The sequence below is a fragment of the Paenibacillus sp. Lou8.1 genome, assembly GCF_024213565.1.
Lineage (GTDB): Bacteria > Bacillota > Bacilli > Paenibacillales > Paenibacillaceae > Paenibacillus > Paenibacillus polymyxa_B.
Genome location: NZ_JANAVN010000006.1, coordinates 211322 through 235372, shown reverse-complemented (window position 1 = coordinate 235372; position 24051 = coordinate 211322). Strand labels below are relative to the sequence as shown.

The 24051-nt window shown below is 40.9% G+C and carries 29 protein-coding genes and 1 pseudogene; 25 read left to right on the top strand and 5 right to left on the bottom strand.

Annotated features, from left to right (window positions below):
* Positions 1–122: 122 nt before the first annotated feature.
* Entirely contained in the window at positions 123–410 is a 288-nt protein-coding gene (locus NLX78_RS10870; RefSeq protein WP_254350366.1) for a hypothetical protein, read from the bottom strand.
* Positions 411–581: 171 nt separating this feature from the next.
* Here NLX78_RS10870 and NLX78_RS10865 point away from each other — a divergent pair, with 171 nt between their 5' ends.
* From NLX78_RS10865 to NLX78_RS10845, 6 genes are all read left to right on the top strand, one after another.
* Positions 582–785, top strand: a complete 204-nt coding sequence (locus NLX78_RS10865; RefSeq protein ID WP_019686344.1) for a helix-turn-helix domain-containing protein — start codon at positions 582–584, stop codon at positions 783–785.
* A 205-nt stretch (positions 786–990) separates the two neighbouring features.
* Positions 991–1284: a DinB family protein gene (locus tag NLX78_RS10860; protein ID WP_254350365.1), complete on the top strand. Its 294-nt coding sequence runs from the start codon at positions 991–993 to the stop codon at positions 1282–1284.
* Between the two features lie 18 nt (positions 1285–1302).
* A complete protein-coding gene (locus tag NLX78_RS26710) occupies positions 1303–1524 on the top strand; it encodes a DinB family protein (RefSeq protein ID WP_367988008.1) in 222 nt (73 codons plus the stop codon).
* Positions 1525–2163: 639 nt separating this feature from the next.
* The gene (locus NLX78_RS10855; RefSeq protein ID WP_254350364.1) at positions 2164–3318 is read left to right on the top strand and encodes a hypothetical protein; all 1155 of its coding nucleotides are present in this window, start codon (positions 2164–2166) and stop codon (positions 3316–3318) included.
* 653 nt (positions 3319–3971) lie between these two features.
* On the top strand, positions 3972–4376 hold the full coding sequence (locus NLX78_RS10850; protein WP_254350363.1) for a hypothetical protein: 405 nt from the start codon (positions 3972–3974) through the stop codon (positions 4374–4376).
* A gap of 243 nt (positions 4377–4619) precedes the next feature.
* Positions 4620–5009, top strand: a complete 390-nt coding sequence (locus NLX78_RS10845; RefSeq protein WP_254350362.1) for a hypothetical protein — start codon at positions 4620–4622, stop codon at positions 5007–5009.
* A 364-nt stretch (positions 5010–5373) separates the two neighbouring features.
* On the opposite strand, the gene NLX78_RS10840 is transcribed toward NLX78_RS10845, so the two are convergent.
* Positions 5374–6123: an SDR family oxidoreductase gene (locus NLX78_RS10840; protein WP_254350361.1), complete on the bottom strand. Its 750-nt coding sequence runs from the start codon at positions 6121–6123 to the stop codon at positions 5374–5376.
* Positions 6124–6362: 239 nt separating this feature from the next.
* Between NLX78_RS10840 and NLX78_RS10835 the strand changes: the two genes are divergently transcribed.
* From NLX78_RS10835 to NLX78_RS10780, 12 genes and pseudogenes are all read left to right on the top strand, one after another.
* Entirely contained in the window at positions 6363–6932 is a 570-nt protein-coding gene (locus tag NLX78_RS10835) for a TetR/AcrR family transcriptional regulator (RefSeq protein ID WP_061829675.1), read from the top strand.
* A 128-nt stretch (positions 6933–7060) separates the two neighbouring features.
* Positions 7061–7273, top strand: coding sequence for a hypothetical protein (locus tag NLX78_RS10830; RefSeq protein ID WP_104497136.1), 213 nt, complete (start codon positions 7061–7063; stop codon positions 7271–7273).
* Positions 7274–7447: 174 nt separating this feature from the next.
* Complete coding sequence (locus tag NLX78_RS10825) at positions 7448–7897, top strand: GNAT family N-acetyltransferase (protein ID WP_254350360.1); 450 nt, start codon at positions 7448–7450, stop codon at positions 7895–7897.
* A gap of 89 nt (positions 7898–7986) precedes the next feature.
* Entirely contained in the window at positions 7987–8400 is a 414-nt protein-coding gene (locus NLX78_RS10820; protein WP_254350359.1) for a GNAT family N-acetyltransferase, read from the top strand.
* A gap of 169 nt (positions 8401–8569) precedes the next feature.
* A complete protein-coding gene (locus tag NLX78_RS10815) occupies positions 8570–9154 on the top strand; it encodes a hypothetical protein (RefSeq protein WP_254350358.1) in 585 nt (194 codons plus the stop codon).
* Between the two features lie 261 nt (positions 9155–9415).
* Positions 9416–9646, top strand: a complete 231-nt coding sequence (locus tag NLX78_RS10810; RefSeq protein ID WP_254350357.1) for a hypothetical protein — start codon at positions 9416–9418, stop codon at positions 9644–9646.
* A gap of 22 nt (positions 9647–9668) precedes the next feature.
* Positions 9669–10145, top strand: a complete 477-nt coding sequence (locus NLX78_RS10805) for a hypothetical protein (RefSeq protein WP_254350356.1) — start codon at positions 9669–9671, stop codon at positions 10143–10145.
* An 83-nt stretch (positions 10146–10228) separates the two neighbouring features.
* Complete coding sequence (locus NLX78_RS10800) at positions 10229–10726, top strand: GNAT family N-acetyltransferase (RefSeq protein ID WP_235309193.1); 498 nt, start codon at positions 10229–10231, stop codon at positions 10724–10726.
* Positions 10727–10902: 176 nt separating this feature from the next.
* Entirely contained in the window at positions 10903–11565 is a 663-nt protein-coding gene (locus NLX78_RS10795; protein WP_254350355.1) for a hypothetical protein, read from the top strand.
* A 69-nt stretch (positions 11566–11634) separates the two neighbouring features.
* Positions 11635–11892: pseudogene (locus NLX78_RS10790) on the top strand (GNAT family N-acetyltransferase); the annotation flags it as partial.
* Positions 11893–11997: 105 nt separating this feature from the next.
* Positions 11998–12453 carry a DinB family protein gene (locus tag NLX78_RS10785; protein WP_254350354.1) on the top strand — a complete coding sequence of 152 codons (456 nt, stop codon included), beginning with the start codon at positions 11998–12000 and terminating at the stop codon, positions 12451–12453.
* Between the two features lie 21 nt (positions 12454–12474).
* Positions 12475–13101, top strand: a complete 627-nt coding sequence (locus NLX78_RS10780; RefSeq protein WP_254350353.1) for a class I SAM-dependent methyltransferase — start codon at positions 12475–12477, stop codon at positions 13099–13101.
* A 152-nt stretch (positions 13102–13253) separates the two neighbouring features.
* On the opposite strand, the gene NLX78_RS10775 is transcribed toward NLX78_RS10780, so the two are convergent.
* Positions 13254–14102 carry a sulfurtransferase gene (locus tag NLX78_RS10775; RefSeq protein ID WP_254350352.1) on the bottom strand — a complete coding sequence of 283 codons (849 nt, stop codon included), beginning with the start codon at positions 14100–14102 and terminating at the stop codon, positions 13254–13256.
* A gap of 75 nt (positions 14103–14177) precedes the next feature.
* Entirely contained in the window at positions 14178–15122 is a 945-nt protein-coding gene (locus NLX78_RS10770; RefSeq protein ID WP_254350351.1) for a DMT family transporter, read from the bottom strand.
* Between the two features lie 233 nt (positions 15123–15355).
* Between NLX78_RS10770 and NLX78_RS10765 the strand changes: the two genes are divergently transcribed.
* The 7 genes from NLX78_RS10765 to NLX78_RS10735 all read left to right on the top strand — a co-directional run bounded on the left by NLX78_RS10765 (position 15356) and on the right by NLX78_RS10735 (position 22370).
* Positions 15356–16264, top strand: a complete 909-nt coding sequence (locus NLX78_RS10765; RefSeq protein WP_250260834.1) for a hypothetical protein — start codon at positions 15356–15358, stop codon at positions 16262–16264.
* Positions 16265–16476: 212 nt separating this feature from the next.
* Complete coding sequence (dapD, locus tag NLX78_RS10760; protein WP_013311259.1) at positions 16477–17190, top strand: 2,3,4,5-tetrahydropyridine-2,6-dicarboxylate N-acetyltransferase; 714 nt, start codon at positions 16477–16479, stop codon at positions 17188–17190.
* Between the two features lie 174 nt (positions 17191–17364).
* Positions 17365–18501 carry an N-acetyldiaminopimelate deacetylase gene (locus NLX78_RS10755; protein ID WP_254350350.1) on the top strand — a complete coding sequence of 379 codons (1137 nt, stop codon included), beginning with the start codon at positions 17365–17367 and terminating at the stop codon, positions 18499–18501.
* 76 nt (positions 18502–18577) lie between these two features.
* On the top strand, positions 18578–19687 hold the full coding sequence (locus tag NLX78_RS10750) for an ABC transporter ATP-binding protein (RefSeq protein WP_254350448.1): 1110 nt from the start codon (positions 18578–18580) through the stop codon (positions 19685–19687).
* On the top strand, positions 19677–20489 hold the full coding sequence (locus tag NLX78_RS10745; protein ID WP_254325202.1) for an ABC transporter permease: 813 nt from the start codon (positions 19677–19679) through the stop codon (positions 20487–20489). The genes NLX78_RS10750 and NLX78_RS10745 overlap by 11 nt, the downstream gene beginning before the upstream one ends.
* Positions 20479–21300, top strand: coding sequence for an ABC transporter permease (locus NLX78_RS10740; protein WP_013311255.1), 822 nt, complete (start codon positions 20479–20481; stop codon positions 21298–21300). The genes NLX78_RS10745 and NLX78_RS10740 overlap by 11 nt, the downstream gene beginning before the upstream one ends.
* Positions 21297–22370 (top strand): ABC transporter substrate-binding protein, encoded by a 1074-nt coding sequence (locus NLX78_RS10735; protein WP_254350349.1) that lies wholly within the window; start codon positions 21297–21299, stop codon positions 22368–22370. Before NLX78_RS10740 ends, NLX78_RS10735 begins: the two co-directional genes overlap by 4 nt.
* Positions 22371–22885: 515 nt before the next feature.
* Here the strand turns inward: NLX78_RS10735 and NLX78_RS10730 are convergent.
* The gene (locus tag NLX78_RS10730; protein ID WP_254350348.1) at positions 22886–24049 is read right to left on the bottom strand and encodes an aminotransferase A; all 1164 of its coding nucleotides are present in this window, start codon (positions 24047–24049) and stop codon (positions 22886–22888) included.
* Between the last annotated feature and the right edge of the window lie 2 nt (positions 24050–24051).

Below are 24051 nucleotides of genomic sequence, written 5' to 3'. Positions count from 1 at the left end.
GCAACAGAAAACCATGCGAGTCGAAGTCTTCGAACAGCAACTAAACTCCCTTAAGCCTTTCGGGTTCATGAACAGGGGGCATTATACGACAGGATCAAAACACAAAGAGAGCCAGCAGGCTCTCAATCTAAAGATACATGTAATTCGTTATTTAGATGAAGAGCATCCTTAAAACCCTGTAAGTAGATTTCACGTTCTAAAATAGCTTGAACAGAAAGGTCTGCATCATCAAAAAGGAATAGAGTCTTTTGTATATCCTCTGGTAGTAGTTCATGTAACTGCTTGAAGTAAAGATTCCGTTCGGATGAGAACTGGTTGTAGCTGGAGTTGTTATTGATAAGCTCGCCATATAAAGATTCAATTCGATTACGAATCAGTGAATCGAGTAAGACTTCTAAAGAAGTATGCATAATTGAACACCGTCCAATGGATTTAATTTTGTGAATAAAAGTTTAACTTATTGAATATAATTTTATCATAACGAACATATAAGTCAATACATGTTGAAGATGTTTTTGATAAAGAAAATATACTTTCATATAATTAAAGAAAATTCACTTCATGTGTGAAAGGAATATCAGATGATTAGTTACAAACCTTTTCAAAAATTATTGATCGATAGGGAAATCAAGAAGCAGGATTTACTTAAAATGACGGGGATTTCGTCTGCTACAATGGCGAAGCTCAATACGAATGAATATGTGTCATTAGAAGTAATTGATAAATTATGTACGGCTTTAGGTTGTCAACCAGGAGATTTATTGGAACACATAGCAGAGCAATGACAGATCAGGATCAGGGAAGAATTTTGGTTGATCGAAGAAGTGATTCAGTCGTATAACATAATATTCAAGCTGCGGATCCATTGGAGCCTTGGTCTGTTGGGATGAATTTCGAAGAGGCATTACAGCAGACAACCCCTTCGGGGTTCATGAATACTGGAACGTTATGCGTAATTATTGCAATTCTAAAGAAGAAAGGAGAAATACAATGGATCAAATCAAATATCCGATTGGTCAATTTCAACCCAAAAACAATCTTTCAAATGATGAAATAATAAATCTTATTAAACAAATTCCTGAACTAATTAAGCGATTAAATACATTGCTGATTGGTCTTGAACAATACCCATTGGAGACTCCGTATCGGCCGAATGGTTGGACAGTAAGTCAGGTCATACATCACTTAGCTGATAATGATATGAATGCGTACCTGAGATTTAAAAGAGGATTAACTGAAAATAATCCATTAGCAAATACATATAGAGAAGATCTGTGGGGATAATTAATTGATTACAAGAAGTTGCCCGTAGAGAATTCGCTATCACTTATTGAAGTATTGCATCATCGCTTTTTGGTGTTGCTGAATGAACTTAGTATAGAAGACTATAAACGGACTATACAAACTGAAGTATTAGGAATGATTACATTAGAGACAGCTATACAAAGATTTATTTGGCATAACAAACACCATGCATCCCAAATCGAAAACCTAATAAGAAGAGAGAAATGGAAAGACATATAAGAGAGAGGATAATTGTAAGGAGTTCAAAGATGGCAGTAACAACGCATAACATAGTATTCAAGCAGCGGCTCCTTTCGGAGCCTGGGTCTGCGAGAAGGATTTCAGGGAAGTATTTCAGCAGACAACTCTTCGGGGATCATGAATACAGGAACGTTATGCGACATACCAAAAGAAATATGAAGGAGCAATCAACAAAACTTTTCAAATAGAAATTACTGAATAAAAAGAGATCGAATGCTTTTACTTTATATTGTTTTTACATTATATGATGGCTATAAGAGTATGATTTTTGACCTGGGATAAAGTTGAAGAATGCTTATTTAGTCTAAAGATATTAGGACCTGTAATCTCATGTACTATGAAGTTATCCATTAAGGATGAACTATTTGCTGCAACACTGCCGTAAACCTGCGTATCAGTATATGATTCCAAAAAAGGAGAACTCGTCGAGTGTGGAGTTACAGTCGTCAAATTCACGCTGTTTAGTGTAAAAATTGGTAGAGCTTATTACATGCGGCGCGCTACAAATTTAAATTATCAGGAAGATGATAACTTCACAGTCCTCTATTGAGGCGTTTTAGAAATAGAAATCAATCGTATGTTTTCCTCATAGAGTAGTTACAAAAGGAGCTTGAATATATGATGTTTGTTAAGAAATTCCCTAGAAATGTAAGACTCACAATAGATCCATATGAACAATGTCCATGCGGTTCTCAAAAAAGTTTTAAATTTTGCTGTAAACCAAGATCTATCCAGCATAAACACAATTGGAAGGAGTATCATAAATATCCTGAAAAGCGTAAAGAATATGAATCTATTAAGAGTTGGAATGATACGGCGTTCGAAATATGCCTAGCATTTGATCACGAAGAATGTAAAGGTGATATTAAAAATGCTCATTCAATACAAAAAAATCGAATATTGAATAGAATCAGTCAAGATGGGCACCTTTATCAATTTATCCCGGATCATGTAGAAAGTATAATTTTAGCTAAGTTTGATCGTATAAGCATCAATAAGGCCAGTACATTTCAAGGATTTTGCGATTTCCATGATAATAAATTGTTTCATCCAATTGAAGCTTCAGATTATTTTAATGAAGCAAGACAAAATTTCTTGTTCTCTTTTAGGCCTCTAGCACTTGAATATCATAAAAAAGTAAGAGACTTAACTTTTAGAATGAATATTTTTGATAAACGCCCTGATCTAACGATAAATGAAGCATTCGTTTATGATTATCGATCTGCACAATTAAATAAAAGAGAATATAAGAGAGAATACGAAGCCTTCAAGAAAGATTACATCGAGAAGAATTTTAATAATATTCGCACCTTTTTTTTAAAGTTAGATTTCGAAGTGAATTTTGCAACAAGTGCAGCTTTTTCGGTACAATTTGATATGAATGGGAAACAAATAAATGAAAATCAAATGCTTAGCGAAATTCAAGAAATCAAACTTATTTATGTAACAATATATCCCTTAGAAAATAGTACAAATATAATTCTTTCTTATCATTTAAGAAATGACAAAACGTATAACGGACTTTTCGAACAACTAGAGAATGCTGCACAGACAGAAATTTTAAAATATCTAAATCAGCTGGTGATTGATGGAACCGAAAATATATTTTTTAGTCAGAGCTTTATAGAGAACTTAAAAGAAGTGGAAAAAGATTCTTTGTTAAAAAGCTTTCAGGCAAGTTTAAAACCGTTATTAGCTAAGAAGTTATACGAAGAAAACAACGATTACAGATTTGATCTTTTCACAATCCAAAGTATCGATAGAGATAATTAGGACACCTAGATGCCAAACATAAAAGAACCCAAGCTAAGGGTGGGCCTTAATTTGCGTGTACGCAAACCCATTTTAGCACTTGAATCGAGATCAAGGTCAAAAAATCCTTAAACATGCTCGCTGTCTTGCTATAACAAGTAGCTAGGCGTCCATATCTTTTCTTTTTATTGAAAAAGAATTCGACCAGATAACTGTTTTATAAAAGTCGTGGTCTTAAGCATGTTCACACGGCGATTTTTCTTGCCAGGAATCACAACCACTGTATTTTACTTATGAAAGAGTTCTCAAAGCGCATCAGTATCGTAGCGCGATAGACTAGAATTTCACGGTTTGTTAGATCTAGCTCGACAGCATTTTACATTCTTCAAAGGAGTCATAAGCTTGCCTAGGAGTCTATTTAAACTTAATCGTATTGCCTAGGGTATTCACAATAGTATAAATTTTTTGTCGTTGATCCGCTTCAAGATCTTCCGATTGCTTGTTTGTCTGGCCCCTTTATTTGGCCGAGGAAGAATGGTACGTCACATAACATAATATTCACGCTGCGGGCATACGCCCTGGGTCCGGCATTCGCCGGACACCCAGCATACGCTGGTTCGTGAATACAGAAACGTTATCTGAAAGACTAGCATTTAAGAAAACAGGTGAATAGAATGCCATTAATTCATGAGTTTCTTATAGCTCCTAAAATTGGCTTTGAATTAAATCAAATTGTTAGGAATAACAATGGGAGAATTAATAAAAGAAAATCAGGTATCGATTATTTAGTTGAATTAGATGATGAACTCTTTCAGTATTTTTCAGATACATTAAAGTGGATACCAAATGAAACTGAAAATAGATTCGGTTTGAATTACTGTGGGTTAACAGTTATGTATTCAAATGGAGCGAGTGTACTAAAGAAAATTATTACAGGTTGGTATGAGATATTTAAAAATGCTCCAAATGAAATAAAGTTAACAGGGAATTATTTTTGGAGAGACCAAATCGATAAAGGTGAATATGAAAAAATTGAAGTAAGAAAAGCTAATTTATTAAAAATTCTCTCTGAACACTAATTACCTTATGTAATCTAGTTGAAGATAATGACGACTTAATAATATTACATCTAGGGATTTGACACTTTGAAAGAAGTTCTAGTAAGTTATTAGGTGGCAAGCACAGAGGCATATTAAGATAACACACGACCTGACCTAAGATAAGAGCTATCTAAGGTCAGGTCACGTCACGTCATAGATGTGGAAACGTTAGATGAAGGCACCCAAATAAATAAAACCATCTAAAAAGGATGCAAAGAAAAAATGATAAAATCTATTAGTATTGATGAATGGAATGGGACCACATTCAATGAAGAAATAGTTATGAATCCAACATGGGCAGACACTTTAAGATTTTTAAGAAAACTCGATGGAGATAAATTTACATTAGTCTTTTTTGAGGTATCAGACACAGATTCAGCATTAGTTGGAGGCGGACCTGAATATTTCATAGCGTCTATTACAATTGATGGTAATATATATACTCTTATGAACAATAAACAGGTAAACAGAGAAATTCTTCTGGTTGTTGGTGGTCAGTTAGGAAATTATTGCGATAACATTTGTATAGAATTAATTCCTATGCTTGAAGTAATAAAGTATTACTATGAAACTAGAAAACTACTCGAAACACATAAATGGAAACAAGAATAATAATTACTTTGAACGCAACTCGAAGAAGTAGGTTGCATCATCTAACATCGAATTAAACGCATCGGAGCAGGACAAGCTCTACGCTTGGTCTGGAAGAGGCATTTCGGAGGAGCGGATTCACCGGACACATTCGACCTGTTAAGTCTGACGAGTATTCCCGATGGTCACCTTAAATTGCTTGAACTTCGAGAATACCCAAACGCTATGTGAAATCAACGAAATTAGTTAAGAGGTAAACATGGGTGTGACCGTTTGGCGCTTTTCTTACTCCACGTGCAAGTTGCAATAAAATGAACATGAAGTAGACGGAGCTAGTGTCTACTTCATGTTCGCTTAAATTTTTAAAAACTGAATTACAGATGGATCAATGGATCTTTGGAGGTTCAGAATTCATCATATCGTTAAGCTGGGTCACAAAAACACCTTCGTTCGGGCCAGGGTTATTTCGAAACATTTTCGCTTCTTCCACCAGAACTTCGTCTGTATCCGTGCCAAGTATCTTTATTGTTGCATCAATGAATGAATCAAGTGGCATCGCACGCGGTTCATCGTTGTTGCTTTGAACCCATGGGGGTACAATTTCTATTACTTTTACCGATGTGTCTTTAAGCATGTACCTTTGGGACAGCGTATAGGTATGAAGTGCTGCCTTCGTCGCGGAGTATACAGCAGTTGTCGCTAATGGTACAAATCCAAGTATCGAAGTCGTGTTGATGACAACCGCTTCTTCTTTGGATTTCAAATGCTCGATGAATGCAGAAGTCAACCGAATGGGACCTAGCAAGTTTGTAGTGACAGTCGAAATCAAAACATCCTCATCGATCACGCCCGCCGCGTCATCGGGCTGTATGATGCCGGCGTTGTTAATCAAGACATTAACATCCGGGTATTCTTCGATTAACTGCTTGGTGGTCGCTTCTATGCTGGCAGGATCTTGTACATTCAATTCCACTGCGGACATGCCGGGATTCGCCTTGATTGTCTCCTCCAGACGCTCTTTACGTCGACCGGAGATAATAACTTTATTTCCAAGATTGTGGAGAGCTTCTGCTAACGCACGTCCAATTCCCGAACCGCCGCCTGTAATAAAAATCGTGTTTCCTGTAAGTTTCAATTTTTAAACCCTCCTAATTCAATGTAAATTAAATTATCCAAACATTGTAAAACAATAGATTTCATGATTACAGCTCCTCTAAAATTGAACATATGTTGAATCATCAACATAAATTTTATAAAGTAAATGTATCAGAGCGGTATATGGGGTTCAATGGTTAAAACAAGCGTGGTTGTTGATTTTTCAACAGAGGACTTCGAAATGTTCATTTTTTCGGATGGTGCAAAGGGGAGAAGGATATGGACAGGCGTATTCAAAAATCGAGGCAAGCCATTATTGATGCTTTTATGAGGCTGATGTCAGAAAAGGAATTCGAGAGAATTACGATCAATCAAATTGCGGAGGAAGCGAATGTCAATCGCGGAACGGTTTATTTGCATTTCTCTGACAAGTATGATCTGCGCGATCAATGCATGGAAGCTCAAATTAACGAGTTACTACGCAATTGTATGTCTGAAGATAACTTCTTTCATCTCCCTTCCAAAACCGCACTACTGCGCACGTTTGAATATTTGGAGCAGCATGCTTCATTCTACTCTAGAATGCTAACGAACAAGGGAAGTACGGTTTTTCGGAACCAAATGGAGACCATGTTTCGGCAAAGTCTGAGCGAGCATCTGGATTCGATCAACCTCGATCAGGAAATGAACAGGGACATTACGGTGCAATTTTTAATTTCAGCGGCAGTGGGGGTATTGGAATGGTGGATTACCCGTTCGATGCCATATCCGGCATCGGTCATGGTTGAACAATTTTGGAATTTGCTGAACTGTGGTGTCGAGGGACATGAACGAACATCGTCCATATGAGCCTCTAATTTAGAGGCTTTATACACAAACGTTATCAGAAATTCTTGAATTACTAAAACATAATAATAAGTTCTCAAAAGTACTAAAAGCTATAGTATAAAGAACGCAAAAGATCTGGAGGTCATTTTATGGATATACTCTTTGCCAAGTATGGGATTAATATAATCCGAAGAGATGGGGGAATATTCATTAGTTTTGATGCTGGTGGAATAGTGGTTCAAATGATAGAAATAGAAATAACAGAAGAAGAGTCACTAAAAGCTCAGAAAAGTGAAAGAGATGCATATGAACTAATAATCAAACTACAAAATGAAAAAAGACCATATAAGAAAATTCGCTGATAAAAAAATTTGCAGATTCATTTTGAATGCATAGTGAAGAAGTTAGGTAACTTCTGATAACATAATATTCAAGCATCGAATCTTCACGGAGCTTTGGCCTGTTGGGATGGAGTTCGAGGAGGGGTTTCAGCAGACAACCCCAGAAAAAATAAAAAGACAATGGAGGTATGTTTGGTGCTGACATTAGAAAAAGCTAGAAAAAATGATGCACAAAAACTTGCTGAAATACAAAAGGCCAGTTTTGAGGATGGATCAAAGCATTTTAAGAATAACGAAACCGTTGGGCCAATAGGATATGACTCCATAAGTTGGCAAGAAGAGATGATGCAAAATTGCGAATATTTCAAGGTACTCTTTAATGGAGAAATAATCGGGGGAGCAATGATATTCGTAGAATGTAATCAAGTGCATAATCTAGGAAGAATCTTTATTGATCCAAATTTTAAAAATCAAGGAATCGGAACGAAGGTGATGGAGAAAATTGAAAGTAAATTTCCAGACAGCACTGAATGGTGGCTGGATACTCCTAGCTGGAGTGTGAAGAATCATCACTTCTATTCAAAGTGTGGGTTTACTAAAGTTAGAGAAGAAGGTGACTTATACATTTTTGAAAAGACTTTATAAACTTATGTAATGTACAAACGTTATGAGACATCAGTGCTAAGTGTTACCAAGAAGATATTTAATGAAAAGAGTGAAAGGGAGGATTTACAATGAAGATTGATTTTGCGATTGAATCAGATTATGAGTATATCTCGTTAAGAGACAAGCACATACATAAGACACTGATAAGACCAAAAATAAAAGAAAATGAAATTCTAATAATTAGAGAATCCAATCAAGAAATAGGTTGGATGAGATACGGATTTTTTTGGGACAACACACCATTTATGAATATGATATGGATAGATGAGGAGTATAGAGGAACAGGTATTGGTAAAAAAGTTGTCCACTATTGGGAAGAATTGATGAAACAAAAAGGATTTGAAATGGTCATGACCTCAACACTTTCAAATGAAGGAGCCCAACATTTTTATAGAAATCTTGGATATAGAGATGCTGGATGTTTAATGCTTGAGAATGAACCTCTGGAAATAATACTGACAAAGGATTTAAACAAAAATTGACGTTGAGTAAATCAAGGCAGGTACTGACATCTGACAACATAATATTCAAGCTGCGTCTCCAATGGAGCCTAGGTCTGGTTGGATTTCGAAGAGGGTTTTTGCAGACAACCCCTGCCGGAGCTCATGAATACAAGCGTTATAGAAAAGGGACGCAAACCAAAAAAAGAAGGTGTTTAAGTTGTTTGGTTTATTTAAGAAGAAGAAAATAATATTTGAAGATCAACTAAACAAACTTTCTGAATTGGGCATCTTCATGAGTGCAGAATTAAAGAAAGAATTACTTTTGGAAGAATTTTCGAGAAATGAATATGAAGAAGATCCCTACAACTTGCTACTACTTACTTTAGGTGGAGAAGTTGAAGTGAATGGTGAATTTATAAATGTATCTGAGGAAATTTGGTATTTAGATACTGAATGTATTGAGGACCATGGAGACTATGCAAGAATAATAATACGATTAGAGAATATGACAAAACTTAATTTAAATAATATAACGGATTACGTAGATATTCAGAATGGTACTGCATGGGTCTCTTTTGAATATATGAATGAACTTATCAGATGGGAAATGAAAGTAGATGATGATTGGTTGGATATGGAGATATTCAAGAAATTTAACGAACTAATAAAGACTGAACAATCCATGAAATTGTATATTTCAATTTTAGATCAAGGGTGCCTAATGGGCTATTTTAATAAAGAACAAGTAATTGAAATAAATAAATTAACAAAATATAAATTTGAAGAATATTAGTAAGTATATCAGTAGGCGTCCCTATCCTATAACAACATATTCAACGTTGTGTGGCTATGACTTCTTGGTCCGGACCGAAGTTTAAAGTAGCGGTTTCGAAGAAGTAGATTCATTAGCAGGAGAGTATATTCAGCCGGATAACCTTTTACTGCCTAACTGCGTCGCAGCCGCTCCTTTCGGTTGGTTGAGGCAGTGAAGGCTCGTGAATACATGACGTTATATGACAGTATGATGAATAACTCTCAAGGAGATGCTTCATAGATGATAAACAATGATTATAAAATTCAAGTCGAAAAAGAACATGGGAAAATACTTAAAGAAATAATGTATTTTGAAAGTAGTCCAAAGTACCGTCATATAACATCATATTCAAACAGCGGCTCCGCTACAGCCTTGGTCTACGAGAAGGATTTTGGAGAGGTGTTTTCAGCAGACAACCCCTTTGGGGTTCATGAATGCGGAAACGTTATGAGAAATTGCGAAGGACATTAAATACGGTATGGAAGTGAATTGTATGGAGAGACCAATCATAACTTGTATAAGTATAGGCGTTTATGCTCATGCACTTACAAGGGGCAATAAATACATCGTAAAAAAAGAAGATGGGGACAAGTATAGAATTATTGGAAACCATGGAAAAGCAGTTTGGATATCAAAAGCTCATTTTATTGAAGGAAATATAGAAGTGCCTTTTTTAGAAAGATGGAAGTTTGATGATGATCCAAAGGAGTTTGATTTGGTGGAGGTGACCCTTACTTTTTCGGATGGAAGTGAACGATGGAGTTTGGTGACAACCCCTCAAAAATTAGTAAATCACTTTAAAAAAGAAATGGAACCACCAGGATTTAATATTAAACATCTTATTATAACGAAAACAATGGACCACGACGATATTGAAAAAACATTAAAATATTTAGAGGCAAATGATGAATTAACAGAAGCAAGCCAAGCTTTGGAATGTAGATTTGGAGAGGATGGAGGAATTGCATAACATAATATTCAAGCTACGGCTCTTATGGAAAATATAGAAACGTTATGTGAAACCTTTGAGAATCTAGAAATGAGGTAACTTCAATGATGCAATACAGAATCCGACCAATAATAAAAGATGATGTGTTTTTTTTATGGGAGATGTTATATGAATCATTATTTGTCCCAGAAGGTCAAGAGCCATTCGATAAAGCGATAATAAAAGACCCTTATATATCAAAGTATATTGAAGGTTGGGGAAGAGATGGGGATTTTGGATTTATAGCAATGAACCATGAGGGTGAACCCGTCGGATCAATAACAGTTCGATATTTTAACGAGGATAATAAGGGATTTGGATTTATTGATAATGATGTACCCGAACTAGGAATGGCTTTGTTAAAAGAATACAGGGGAAGAAAAATCGGAATGGCCTTAATGGATGAATTATTTAAAGAAGCTAGGAAAAGGAATATAAAAAAATTATCCCTCAGTGTTGATCCGAGCAATGCAGCGGCAATGAAGCTCTACGAGAGATTCGGATTTAAAGAAGTTGGGAAAGTTGATTCATCAATCACGATGGTTGTCGATTTGAGAAGTTAAAATACAGTAGTAATAGGGATTATTTTAAGGAACTCAAAAGAGATCAAGGGTATCGTCTAACATCATATTCAAGCAGCGGCTCCTTACGGAGTCTGGGTCTGCGAGGTGGATTTCGGAGAGGAATTTCAGCAGACAACCCCTTAGGGGTTCATGAATAAAAGAACGTTAGCTGAAATATGACTAAAGAAACAAAAAGGGGCAAAACAATGAGTGAATTGACTTCAGGATGCTTATCACTATTGAAATATAAAGAAGCAATTCTTGAGCATGATCCTATATACGCGGAGGATTTAAATGACAAATGGTTTGTTTTCGTAACCAAAGATACAGAAGAAAGTGAAGAAATTCCAGAAAGTCTATTTCAAATTTCAGAAAAAATCCCAGTGTTATATTTTTATAATTTTGAAGATCACTGTTGGGGATACCGTGTAGTTTACAATTCACAAGAGATAGCAAGTCTTCATATATCATACGTGTTATTAGATACTTCAATTATTAAGCTTGCAGAAGAAAGATATCCAGAGGAAGATCACATTGAATTTTTATATGTCGACCCTAGAGGGGACAAAATCAGAACTGAATTAATTGAAGAAGTTCTGAGATCTAATGAATACAATGAGAAAATAGCAAAACAGTTTACAAATTGCAATCTAAAAACATTTAGATTTTTTGAACTAGATAATGAGCGAATAAAACAATTAGACGATATTTTGAATAATAATTACTATACACAACTGGAATCTGAGCATCAGTTAGTAGAAGAGTTTAAAGAATTATTAAACATTGAGGAAATGAGCTGGATACGAGCAGATAGAATGAATGAAGAAGGGTTTAAATGATCGGTAAAAGTAATTCAGGCAAAGGCTAAATAAACGTATCAGAGGCGATAATTATTAAGAGAAAACAATAAAATGATAGGACACATTTATTTTAATCAAACCGTATCGTTTGAGTTTTTAACATGGGAAATAGGATACATATTCAACCCAAGATACTATGGAAATGGATATGCTACTGAGGCAAGTAGAAGAGTATTGCAATATGGATTTGAAGAGTTAAAGGCTCATCGGATTATTGCGATGTGTAATCCAGAAAACGCTTCATCGTTTGGAGCGCTTGTTGATGCGAAAAGAAGGTCACCATATCAAGAAAGCATTTTTCTATAAAACGGAAGAAGGACAACCCATTTGGCATAATGCATATCAATATGCGATTTTGGCAGATGAATGGCAAAGGAGCAATGAATAATTTGAAAAAAGGAGCGTGAAACCATGAATGAGAAGTCGAGGTTACTAGAGGAGTTCAAAGAATGGATCCGTTTTGTTTCTGAGATTCGTGACATGGATTGGCAAATAACGATTGCTGAAGGTAAATGGTCAGTTCAGGATATCGTAAGTCATATACTGCTGTGGGATAAATACTTTTTTGAAGCAGCAATAAATCCGATATTAAACAATAAACCTTTGACATTAACACATATGGATTTTGAACAATTTAATCAGGATGCTATTGAATATGGAAAAACAAAAACGAAAGAAGAATTAATTAAAATGACTATTCAGTATCGTAACATGATATTGGAGAGTATAGAGAGTTTTGAAGACGATAAGTTTACTAAAGAATATGCTGACGGGAAGTTTACTGTAATATCATATTTAAGAGATTTTATCTGGCATGATCAACATCATATCAGACAGATTGATGAGCTTAAAAGAAGAGCTATGTGAGTATATAGGCGGGTGAATCATATGGGGGATTATTGGAACAAAAGATTTACTGAAGAAGGGGTGATTTGGGGTTGTGAACCAAGTCAAACTGTAACCCAAGCTATAGATTTGTTCAAAAAGAATCATGTATATGATATTTTGGTTCCTGGTGCTGGATATGGAAGAAATACGAAGGCGTTCTCTTCTTATTTTCAGGTTGATGGAATTGAGATATCTAGTTCAGCTATAAATCTAGCAAAAGAATGGGATTTAAAAACGAATTTTATTCAAGAATCGGTATTAGAGTTTACTACAAGCCAAAGGTATGATGGAATATATTGTTATGATTTATTGCATTTATTTTTGTTAGAAGACCGAAAAAAACTGATACAGAACTGCGTGAATCATTTGAAGAAATTGGGAGTAATGTATTTCACATGTTTTTCTAATTGTGATTTTAATAATAGTGTGGGTAGGGAAATTGAAGAAGGAACATATGAATACAAGGAAGGGAAATATGCTCACTTCTTTACTGAAGAAGATTTAATAGAACATTTTAATGATTTGAATATATTAGAAACGGGTTCCATAAGAGAAACTCTGATATATGCAGAAAAACAACAGAAAAAATATGAATTAAGATATATATTTGTTCAAAAGATTAGATAGCTATTCAAAAAAGCAAGCAACTTCAACTACATCGTTTTATTTCTTCACTCAGCTCAAGTTGTTTTTTTAAACAAAGACAAATACACTGCCGTAAGCCTAATCGCTAGGACAGTGTATTTGTCTTTAGAACCTGTATATCCGTTGAAAACTTTTTATTCCTCTCCGGTCGCCACCGGATTCTCCTCATAACTGATCCAGTCGCTCCAGCTTCCCGGATATAAACGGACCTTACTAAATCCAGCTTCATTCAGGGCCAGTACATTGGGACAGGCGGATACGCCGGAACCGCAATACACGATAATTTCTGCATGTGGGTCAAGGTCGGCAAAGTGCTGCTGCAATTGTTCCGCATTTTTAAAGCTGCCTTGTTCGTCCAATACTTCTTTCCAAAAGAAATTCACCGCACCAGGGATATGCCCCGCTGCTTGATCAATGGGCTCCTCCAGCCCCAGGTAGCGAGGCCGCTCTCTCGAATCAATCAATATGGAAGAGCCACCAGAAAGCGAATCTTTGGATACACGGTGCACCTCTTGCATACTTGTGAGCATTTGCGGCTGTACATTCGGTGTGAATGTACTTGGAATGCGAATTGGCTGGTCTGACGTCACCGGGAACTTCGCTTCTTTCCAAGCGCTGTAGCCTTCTTCCAACACATATACCTGCTCATGCCCGAGATAGCGCAGGAGCCACCAGAAGCGGGAAGCCATCATACCGCCTTGATCATCATAAGCGACGATGCGTGAAGATGCGTTGATCCCGGCACGACTTAGACGTGCGGCAAGTGTATTCACATCAGGTAAGGGATGGCGACCACCATGCTCACCAAGAGGAGCGGTAAGGTCTTCTTCCAAATCGAAGTGAACTGCCCCTGGAATATGGTCTTCATTAAATTGAGTCCGTCCAGCCCCGGCTTGTCCGAGCAGGGAACGGCAGTCGGCAATGATGATGTCCGGCTCATACAATCGGGCCAGCAGCCAGCGTTTGGATACGATGGATTTCATAGAGGATTCCGCCTTCCTTTATTTAACAGTAAATTTAATCCATTGAGTATGGTTTATGAAAATGGGGTAAATAAGTTATGAGCTGGCCTTCAGGGGGTGCTCAGTGTCGGGCAACTCACTTTGATGGATGACTTTCTTTTTAAAATCCGCTCCGTATCGGATAAAAATCCATACCCCGAATAGGATAAAAAAGCCTGCACCAAATTGTAAGGCAGACAGCCTTTCCCCGAGCAGCACCCAAGCTAGCAGGGAAGAAATAACAGGTTCGCCGAGTACCGCCATCGATACCGCAGTGGCGTTAATGTATTTGAGCAGCCAGTTAAACAGGTAATGTCCGAACAGCGTAGGCACAATGGCAAGCAGCAGGAACAGTCCCCATTCCCGTGGAGCATATCCCGTAAAAGGAATGGCATTGACCATATTATACAGCGCAAGTGATGTGGCTGCGATGGCGAAAACCCAAAAATTATAGACAAACGCGCTCAAATGCTCGCGTAGATGCTTACCCATCAGCATATGGATGGACACGGCTACCATACCCAAGAAGGACAGTGCGTCCCCGAGCAGGGCTTGTCCCGAGACATGAAAGTCTCCAGCTCCGATGGCCAGTGAGCCGATAAAAGCTATACCCATTCCGATGAGCATAGCGCGATTCGTGCCCGTCCGGAAAAACAAAAAAGAACCGAGCATGACAAGGATCGGCTCCAATGTCATAATAACGGTAGAGCTTGCAACGGTGGTCAGTCGCAGTGAGCCCATCCAGAGCAAGAAATGCAGCCCCAGCGCAATACCGGACCAGAGGATCAGCATCCACTGCTTGCGGGTCAGGCTAAACAGCTCGGTGCGGTATTTCCAGACCAAAGGCAGCATGATCAGATTGGTTAGGTACAAACGGTACATAGCGATGACGGACACCTCGGCTTCAGACCATCTTACGAAGATCGAGGAGAACGAAATAGCGATAATACCTATGATGTACAATAATTCAAAGGAAAACGACGGTTTATGTGCTTGATTCATGTGGCAGCTCCATCCGTATGGAGGAAAATAAATACGTTGATGTTCCTTCCAAGCGGTATCTCGAAAATTGGGTTTAATACAGCCCATTATACCGTACCTGACATTCCCGTGGTATTAGGATTTTGCAAAATCCTGAGAATATAATAAACGGGAGCAGGAGGTAGGGTTTTAAGTGAGATGCTGCGTAGAACTTTTGCTGCACAAGCTCGTCTATCATAGTGGAGGTGGATTTTATGAAAAAACAAAACACATTTTCAATCATACTACTGACTGTAGTGGCAGTGCTGGCTCTGTCAGCCTGTGGAACGAAACCGCAAACCAATAACACCGCACCTCAAGGGTCAGACCAACCGCAAACGCAACAGCAGCCGCAAGTTAAACCGGAGCCAATCGCTGAGCCGGAGGTTAAAAAAGGCACAGGTGTATACAATGGAGCTGCTGACCCGCATACGGTAGAGATTGAAACCAATGGCGAAGCCCAATCCTTCCAATTGGGGGAGGGACTGGACACGGTAATAGCTGGACTTAAAGAAGGCGATACAGTAGCGTTTGAATACAACGAAAAAGCAGTAGAGGGCGACGCGACGGCGAAGCAACTGACTTTAACGAAAATACAAAAAACAGAAGCTGCAACAGATGGCAATCAAAACGGAAGTTCTGGTCAAGCAGTAGGCGGAGAACGCTCGAAAACTCAAACTTTTGAGCTTACCCTTGAAGGGAAAAAGGAAAAGCAGACAGCAACATTGGCAAAAGGAGAGGGATATTCACTGTATGTGTTTGATCCGATGTCCCTGTTTCCCGATCAAAACCGTGTTGCCTTGGCTGTAGATGATAACTATTATGCTGAAATTACGAAGCTGCCCTCCGACTTTAATCTGGATGAGCTTCAAAAAGAAGGCGAAAAGGACCTAGCTTCCATCGGCAAGGTGCAAAAGCTGGACAAAGCAGCCGTACCTCAAGCGCTGTCCAGTAGCCGTCTGTTCTTACAAGCGAGCGGTTCGAAGATGACACAGCAATATATTGTTGTAGAAAATAAAACAGGTGGTTTCATCGTGAAAGTGAACATTCCACAAGGTGAACCTGCTGAAGGATTCGAATCCTTCATTTATACATCGCTGGAGAGCCTGCAAGCTAATAAATAACCCTACTTTGATGTGGGATGGTCGGCGGCTTACAATTATGAATTTAAGGCAGTCATGCCGCTGGAAATTGTTATTTTAAGGGTTAGGTTAGAGCTATAAGGGTCTAATCTATAATTGCGAGACCTGCACTTTTGTGCTATAAAGGATGAGAGAATAAGATCATTCCGGCTTGCGAAGTCGTATGAAGCGATGAAGGAGTTGTTAGATTTACTATGTCCATCGAAATGAATACACAAGAAGTCATCAACGTGATTAAAAACAGCAAGAAAAAGACGCCTGTTAAAGTATATGTAAAAGGAGCTTTGGCTTCCGCATCTTTTGGCGAGAATGTTCAAGCTTTTATTTCTGGAGACAGTGGTGTTGTATTTGGGGATTGGGCTGATATCAAGCCTGTACTGGATAGCGCAAACGCTAAAGAAGAAGACTATGTGGTGGAAAATGACCGCCGTAACTCTGCTGTTCCTATGCTCGATCTGAAAGGCATCAATGCCCGCATTGAGCCAGGCGCATATATTCGTGATATGGTTGGCATCGGTAACAACGCAGTCATCATGATGGGTGCAGTGATTAACATCGGCGTTACGATTGGTGAAGGCACGATGATTGATATGAATGCTGTGCTGGGCGGTCGTGTGAAAGTAGGTAACATGTGTCACATCGGTGCAGGCGTTGTCCTGGCGGGTGTCATTGAACCACCATCTGCACAGCCAGTTGTAGTAGAAGACGATGTATTGATCGGTGCAAACTCGGTTGTATTGGAAGGCGTGCGAATTGGTAAAGGTGCAGTTGTTGCAGCCGGAGCTGTCGTAACTGAAGATGTGCCTGAATACTCCGTAGTGGCGGGTACACCTGCACGTGTGATCAAACAGGTCGACGATAAGACCAAATCTAAAACTGAGATTTTGAAAGAACTGCGCGTTCTGTAAGAAGGCAAAAGTTTTTTAATGTACCAAAGGTGAACGATTCCTTGTCAGAAGCATGATGCACTGACAGCATAACTTAGGGACGAAGCACAACGGACAAGGCTCGGCGGCTGCGCCGGGCTTTTGTTCTTTTGCCAGATAAGAGCTGATGAGCTATAAAGAGGAGGCGTAGCAGCAATGAGTACGGTCGACTATCGTTCTTTTGTCCAAATACGAAGGGATTTACACCAAATTCCCGAACCGGGTTTTGAGGAATACAAAACACAACAATATTTGCTGGATTATTTGGAAACGCTCCCTCAGGAGCGGTTGGACATTCGTACATGGCGTACGGGCGTGTTAGTGTTCATTCATGGAACAGCTCCTGAACGCCGCTATGGATATCGTTGTGATATGGACGGTTTGCCGATTGAAGAAGAGACAGGGTACGATTTCCGTTCGACCCATCCCGGCTATATGCATGCTTGTGGACACGATTTACATATGACGATTGGATTGGGAATTGTTACTCACTTTGCAAGCCATCCGATTAAGGATGACCTGGTTGTGCTGTTTCAACCGGCTGAGGAAGGGCCGGGCGGAGCCTTGCCTATGCGGGACAGCACGGAGCTGGCAGACTGGATACCCGATGAAATTGTCGCACTGCATGTTGCGCCCGAATATCCTGTTGGCACAATTGCGACTCGCCCGGGCATCCTATTTGCCAATACGTCGGAGCTTTTCATCGACCTGAAGGGTATGGGTGGGCATGCTGCGTATCCACACAAGGCGAATGATATGGTAGTGGCTGCTTGTCAGCTGGTGGGACAATTACAGACGGTTGTAGCCCGTAATGTGAATCCACTCGATGCAGCGGTCATTACCGTGGGTAAGGTTAGCGGAGGCACGAAGCAAAATATTATCGCGGAAACCGCCCGTTTGGAGGGTACGATCCGAACGTTGTCAGCCGATACGATGAAGCTGGTTAAATCACGGATTGAAGCACTAGTGCGCGGTGTGGAGACTGGATTTGAATGTCATGCCGAGATTCATTATGGCTCCAATTATTTGCAAGTGTACAATGAAGCTCAGGTAACCCAGGAATTCATGAACTGGGTCCGTAATCGGCAAGATGTGCAGCTTATTGAATGCGGAGAAGCGATGACCGGAGAAGACTTCGGGTATTTTCTGGAGCGAATTCCCGGTCTGATGTTCTGGCTTGGTGTTGATACGCCTTATGGTTTGCATCATGCCAAGCTGGAGCCTGCGGAGGAAGCGATTGGTGTAGCCATTCGTGTGCTGACAGACTATTTTACATGGAAGTCTCAAGGGTAAATGATACGCCCTGAATAAATAGGTTTAATGAAAAGAATGAAATGGAATGAAGTCGAATTTTTTGAAGGAGGGTGTTATGGGAGAGCAAACCATCATCCGATTTGAACGGGTGACCAAGCAATATGACAACGATCCCCCAGTGCTGGCGGACGTCAGCTTTGAGATTGAGCGTGGTAAATTTTACACACTGCTGGGGCCTTCCGGCTGTGGTAAAACGACGATTCTGCGTATGATTGCAGGTTTTGCGGAGCCGACAGAAGGCTCTATTTATTTAAATGGAAAACTCATTAATCGTGTTCCAGCCAATGAGCGGCAGGTCAATACGGTTTTTCAGGATTATGCGCTATTTCCGCATCTGAATGTGTTTGAAAATGTAGCTTTCGGCCTGCGAATCAAAAAGATGAACAAAAAGGACATTCAGGAGAAGGTGACACAGGCGTTGTCCTTTGTCAATCTGGAAGGCTACGGCGAGCGGGAAATTTCTGAGATGTCCGGTGGACAGCGTCAGCGTGTAGCCATCGCACGGGCTATCGTCAATGAACCTGATGTTCTCTTGTTGGATGAGCCATTGTCTGCACTGGATTTAAAGCTGCGTACTGAAATGCAGTACATTTTGCGCGAAATGCAGCAGCGCCTTGGAATTACTTTTATTTTCGTTACGCATGATCAGGAGGAAGCGCTGGCCATGTCGGACGAAATTTTTGTTATGAACAAAGGTAAGATTGAGCAGAGTGGTACGCCTAATGATATTTATGATGAGCCGATCAATCGGTTTGTTGCTGATTTCATCGGCGAATCTAACATTGTCCCAGGACGGATGATTGCGGATTATCAAGTGGAATTTAACGGTCGACAGTTTGAATGTGTCGACGGAGGATTACGTCCGAACGAACCCATTGAAATTGTGATCCGGCCAGAGGACTTGGAGATTACGAATGTAATTGAAGGCAAGCTGCGTGTGAAGGTAGATACCCAATTGTTCCGTGGTGTTCACTATGAAATAAGCTGCTATGATGATTCGGGTCAGGAGTGGCTCGTGCATTCTACCAAAAAGGCGGAGCTGGGCAGTGAAATCGGTCTGCGATTTGATCCGGAAGCGATCCATGTGATGCGGTTTGGGGAAACAGAGGAAGAGTTTGATCGGCGCCTGGAAGCCTATGAAGAGGTGGATCAGCATGTCCGGTAATACAAGAGCAGCGTATCTGCTGCCTTACTATTTATGGATTGTGCTGTTCGTGGCAGCTCCGGTTGTACTTGTGTTTTACTATTCACTATTTGATGTGGATGGTCATCTCACATTCAGCAACTATGCTCAGTTTCTGACACCCGTTTATTTGAGCATGACGCTCAGCTCGTTTTGGTATGCATTTCTGATCACTGTATTTTCACTATTAGTTGCTTACCCGGCAGCATATTTGCTTACACGTACCAAACATAAGCAGCTGTGGCTGCTGCTCATTATTTTGCCGACCTGGATTAACTTGCTGCTCAAAACGTATGCTTTTATCGGGATATTTGGTACCTATGGCCCGGTGAATGCGGTGTTAGGTATGGTTGGGTTGGGAGGTCAGCAATTATTGTTTACCAGCTCCAGCTTTGTGTTTGTATCGGTTTATATTTTTGTGCCTTTTATGATTTTGCCCATCTATAACGCGCTGGAAGGGTTAAACCCTTCATTGCTGGACGCTGCCCGAGATTTGGGAGCCTCCAAGTGGACCGCGTTTCGTAGGGTTATTTTCCCGTTAACGCTTGCGGGTGTGCGATCCGGTTGCATGGCTGTGTTTATTCCAGCGTTGTCGCTGTTTATGATTACCCGCCTGATTGCAGGTAACCGTGTGATTACACTGGGGACGGCGATAGAGCAGCATTTTCTGGTTACTCAGGATTGGGGGATGGGCTCTACGGTTGCCGTGTTCCTGATTTTGGCGATGGGGATCATTATGCTGCTCACCTCGGGAACGAAACGGAGGGTGCGGCATGGTAAATAAAAACCGGTTCGGAAATATTTATTTGGTGATTGTTTTTCTCGTGTTGTACGCACCTATTTTGTATTTGATGTACTATTCCTTCAACAGCGGCGGGACGATGCATGAGTTTGAAGGTTTTACACTCCAATATTACAAAGAGGTGTTTGCAGACACTCGCTTGATCATTATTGTCATTAACACCTTGGTGATTGCTTTGCTGTCGTCTGCGTTGGCTACGATTATTGGCATCATGGGTGCGCTGGCTATTCATCAGATGCAAAACCGTCGAGTCAAAAATACGCTGCTATCGCTCAATAATGTATTGATCGTGAACCCGGACGTCATTATTGGCGCTTCCTTCCTCATTTTGTTCACGATGGTCGGGATTAAGCTGGGTTTCTACTCCGTTTTATTATCCCATATTGCATTTAGTGTGCCGATTGCGGTCATTATGATTTTGCCGCGGTTGCAGGAAATGAGTCCATCTCTGGTCGATGCCGCGCGTGATTTGGGTGCCAGTCGAATGGATGTGCTGACCAAGGTGATTCTACCCTTTATCAAGCCAGGGATTTATGCGGGCTTCTTTATGGCGTTAACGTACTCGCTGGATGATTTTGCGGTGACCTTTTTTGTGACAGGCAGTGGCTATTCGACCTTATCGGTGGAAATATACTCACGTGCCCGTCAAGGGGTTTCCTTGTCCATCAATGCGCTATCCACGCTCATTTTCCTGTTTACTGTGCTGCTGGTGGTGGGTTACTACTTTATTATGCGCAAGGCGAATCGTAATGGTAAAAAAGAGCCTGCGGCAGAAATGGGGGTGCCTAGATGAAGTCACTTGTGCGCGTGTTTCTGTCGATTTTCATCATCTCGTTTGGGCTGATGGGGGTGGCCGCATGGTTGAATTCCAGTCAAGGCTACTCTGGTGGCAACACACTGACGGTGTACAACTGGGGAGACTACATTGATCCTGAGCTGCTGGAACGGTTTCAGAAGGAGACAGGGATTACTGTCATTTATCAGACATTTGATTCCAATGAGGCGATGCTGACGAAAATCGAACAGGGAGGAACTTCGTTTGATGTAGCGGTTCCCTCGGAATATGCTTTGGCTAAAATGAAGCAGGAGCACTTGTTGCTCCCGTTGGACCACAGCAAGCTGCCGAATTTGAAGCATGTGGATTCTCATTTTCTAAACCTTTCGTTTGACCCAAATAACCAATACTCGGTCCCGTATTTTTGGGGTACGGTCGGGATTGTGTTTAACCCGGAGCTGACGAAAGGCATTGATTTTCATAGCTGGAACGGTCTGTGGAATCCAAAGCTGCGTAATAACCTACTGTTGGTTGATGGTGCGAGGGAAGTCGTAGGGATGTCACTGAACAGCCTTCACTATTCCTTGAACGATACGAATGAGGCACATTTGCAGCAGGCTTTGACGAAGTTGGAGAAATTAGCGCCCAATGTCAAAGCGGTTGTCGGTGACGAGATTAAAATGCTGCTGGCAAACGAGGAAGCCGCTGCCGGGGTTGTATGGTCCGGTGATGCTTCTGAAATCATGGATGAGAACGAGGAGCTCGATTACATCGTACCAGATGAAGGCTCCAACTTGTGGTTTGATAATATGGTTATTCCAAAAACCGCTACCCATGTGGATGCGGCCCATAAGTTCATCAATTTCATGATGCAGCCCGATGTAGCCGCTCAAAATGCCGAATTTGTAGGATACTCCACACCCAACGAGGATGGAAAGAAGTTGTTGCCTGAAGATATCTCTGGTGACGAGCGTTTTTACCCTCCGTCCGAAATTACAGACAAGCTGGAAGTATACAACAATCTAGGCAAGCGCATGCTCGCTCATTACAATGAATTGTTCCTGCAATTCAAAATGCATTTAAAGTAGGGGAGTGGCGTGAGGATTAGGGGGTGGTGCTTTAAAGGTCGCTGCGGTGGCGGATGGTGCTTACCATCGCTGTTAAATTCCGATTTTTTTGATTAAATACTTAAAGGTTAAAATCGGAATTTAAAGGCGACCGCTTTGCTTGTCCAGCACCATTCCGCCCCCTCCGCTGCGCCGTGCTTAAAGCTAGTCACCCATGAATCCCACACCCAGGTGAGGGAGTAGAGGAAGAACGAACAGGCCCTTGAACCACCCGTGTAGGTGGTTCAAGGGCCTGTTTTGTTTATTCACCGTGTAAAGCAGTGAGTATTGTACTTCTTTTCCCCATGCTTCACACACGTTAGAGAATCGTGGGACTTTGAGGCGTGCAGTGAGCGAAGCGGGCCATTTGAATCTGGAGAAGCGGTAGCGTTCGCCTTTGCTGAGGGATTCTTACCTATAAATGTTTTATCCAATCCAAGAATCCCCCAGCAACAGCGATCGGAAGATCAAATGGACTGCGTAGCGCCTCTCCCGCCTTAACTCCTCACAATTCCCCTAACAAACCTCTCTATTTTATCCAACCCTTGCTCCAGCACATCCTGTCCGTAAGCATAGGACAAGCGAATGTATCCTTCGCCATAGGAAGAAAAAGCATCTCCAGGTACGACAGCCACTCCATGCTCTTCCAGCAGCTTCAAGGTAAAATCCATCGAGCTTAATCCAAAATGGGCGATGGAAGGGAAAAGGTAAAAGGCTCCCTCGGGTTTCTCCAGCGGGATGCCCATGTCTGTCAGCCTACCATGTACATAATCACGACGCTTGCGGTATTCCTCACGCATCGGGAGTGCATCATCGACACCAACAGTCAAGGCTTCCAGGGCAGCATATTGGCTAATCGAGCTAGCACAGGTTACGTTGTACTGATGGACTTTGACCATGTGCTGTGTAATTTCAGCGGGTGCAAGTGTAAAACCAATGCGCCATCCCGTCATGGAATGTGATTTGGACAGACCGTTAATGACGATGGTGCGCTCCCGCATACCTGGTAGAGCTGCAATGGACACGTGGGGTGTTTCGTAAATAAGTTCACTGTATATTTCATCCGAAATGATAAACAGATCGCGCTCCTTCAGTAAATCCGCGACCGCTTCCAATTCTTCGCGACTCATTACTCGTCCGGTTGGATTCGAAGGATATCCGAGAATGACTGCTTTTGTCTGTTCGGTCAGATAAGGCTCCAGCACCTCGGCCGTGAGCTTGAAGCCGCTGTTGCGGGTGTCAGCAAACACTGGAATGCCGCCTGACAAGCGGATCAATGGCTCGTACCCTGGGTAGATCGGCACTGGCAGGATGACTTCATCGCCCGGTGACAAAATCGTGCGTAAGGTAATATCCAGCGCTTCACTGGCTCCGTTCGTTACGATCACCTCATCCTGTCCAAGGTAATTCAGGCCGTATTTACGAGCTACAAACGCCGCTGCGGCTTCTCGTAATTCCGGCAGTCCCGGATTAGGTGTATAGGAGGTGCGTCCTTCGTTAATCGCCCGATGGGCAGCTTCCATAATATGCGCAGGGGTAGGGAAATCCGGTTGTCCGATCGTTAATGACAGGGTTCCGGGTAATGCGGCAACTTTGTTGGCGATTTTGCGGATGCCGCTGATTTGAATGTTTTTAACCTGATCGTTAAGCAAATGCTCCATAG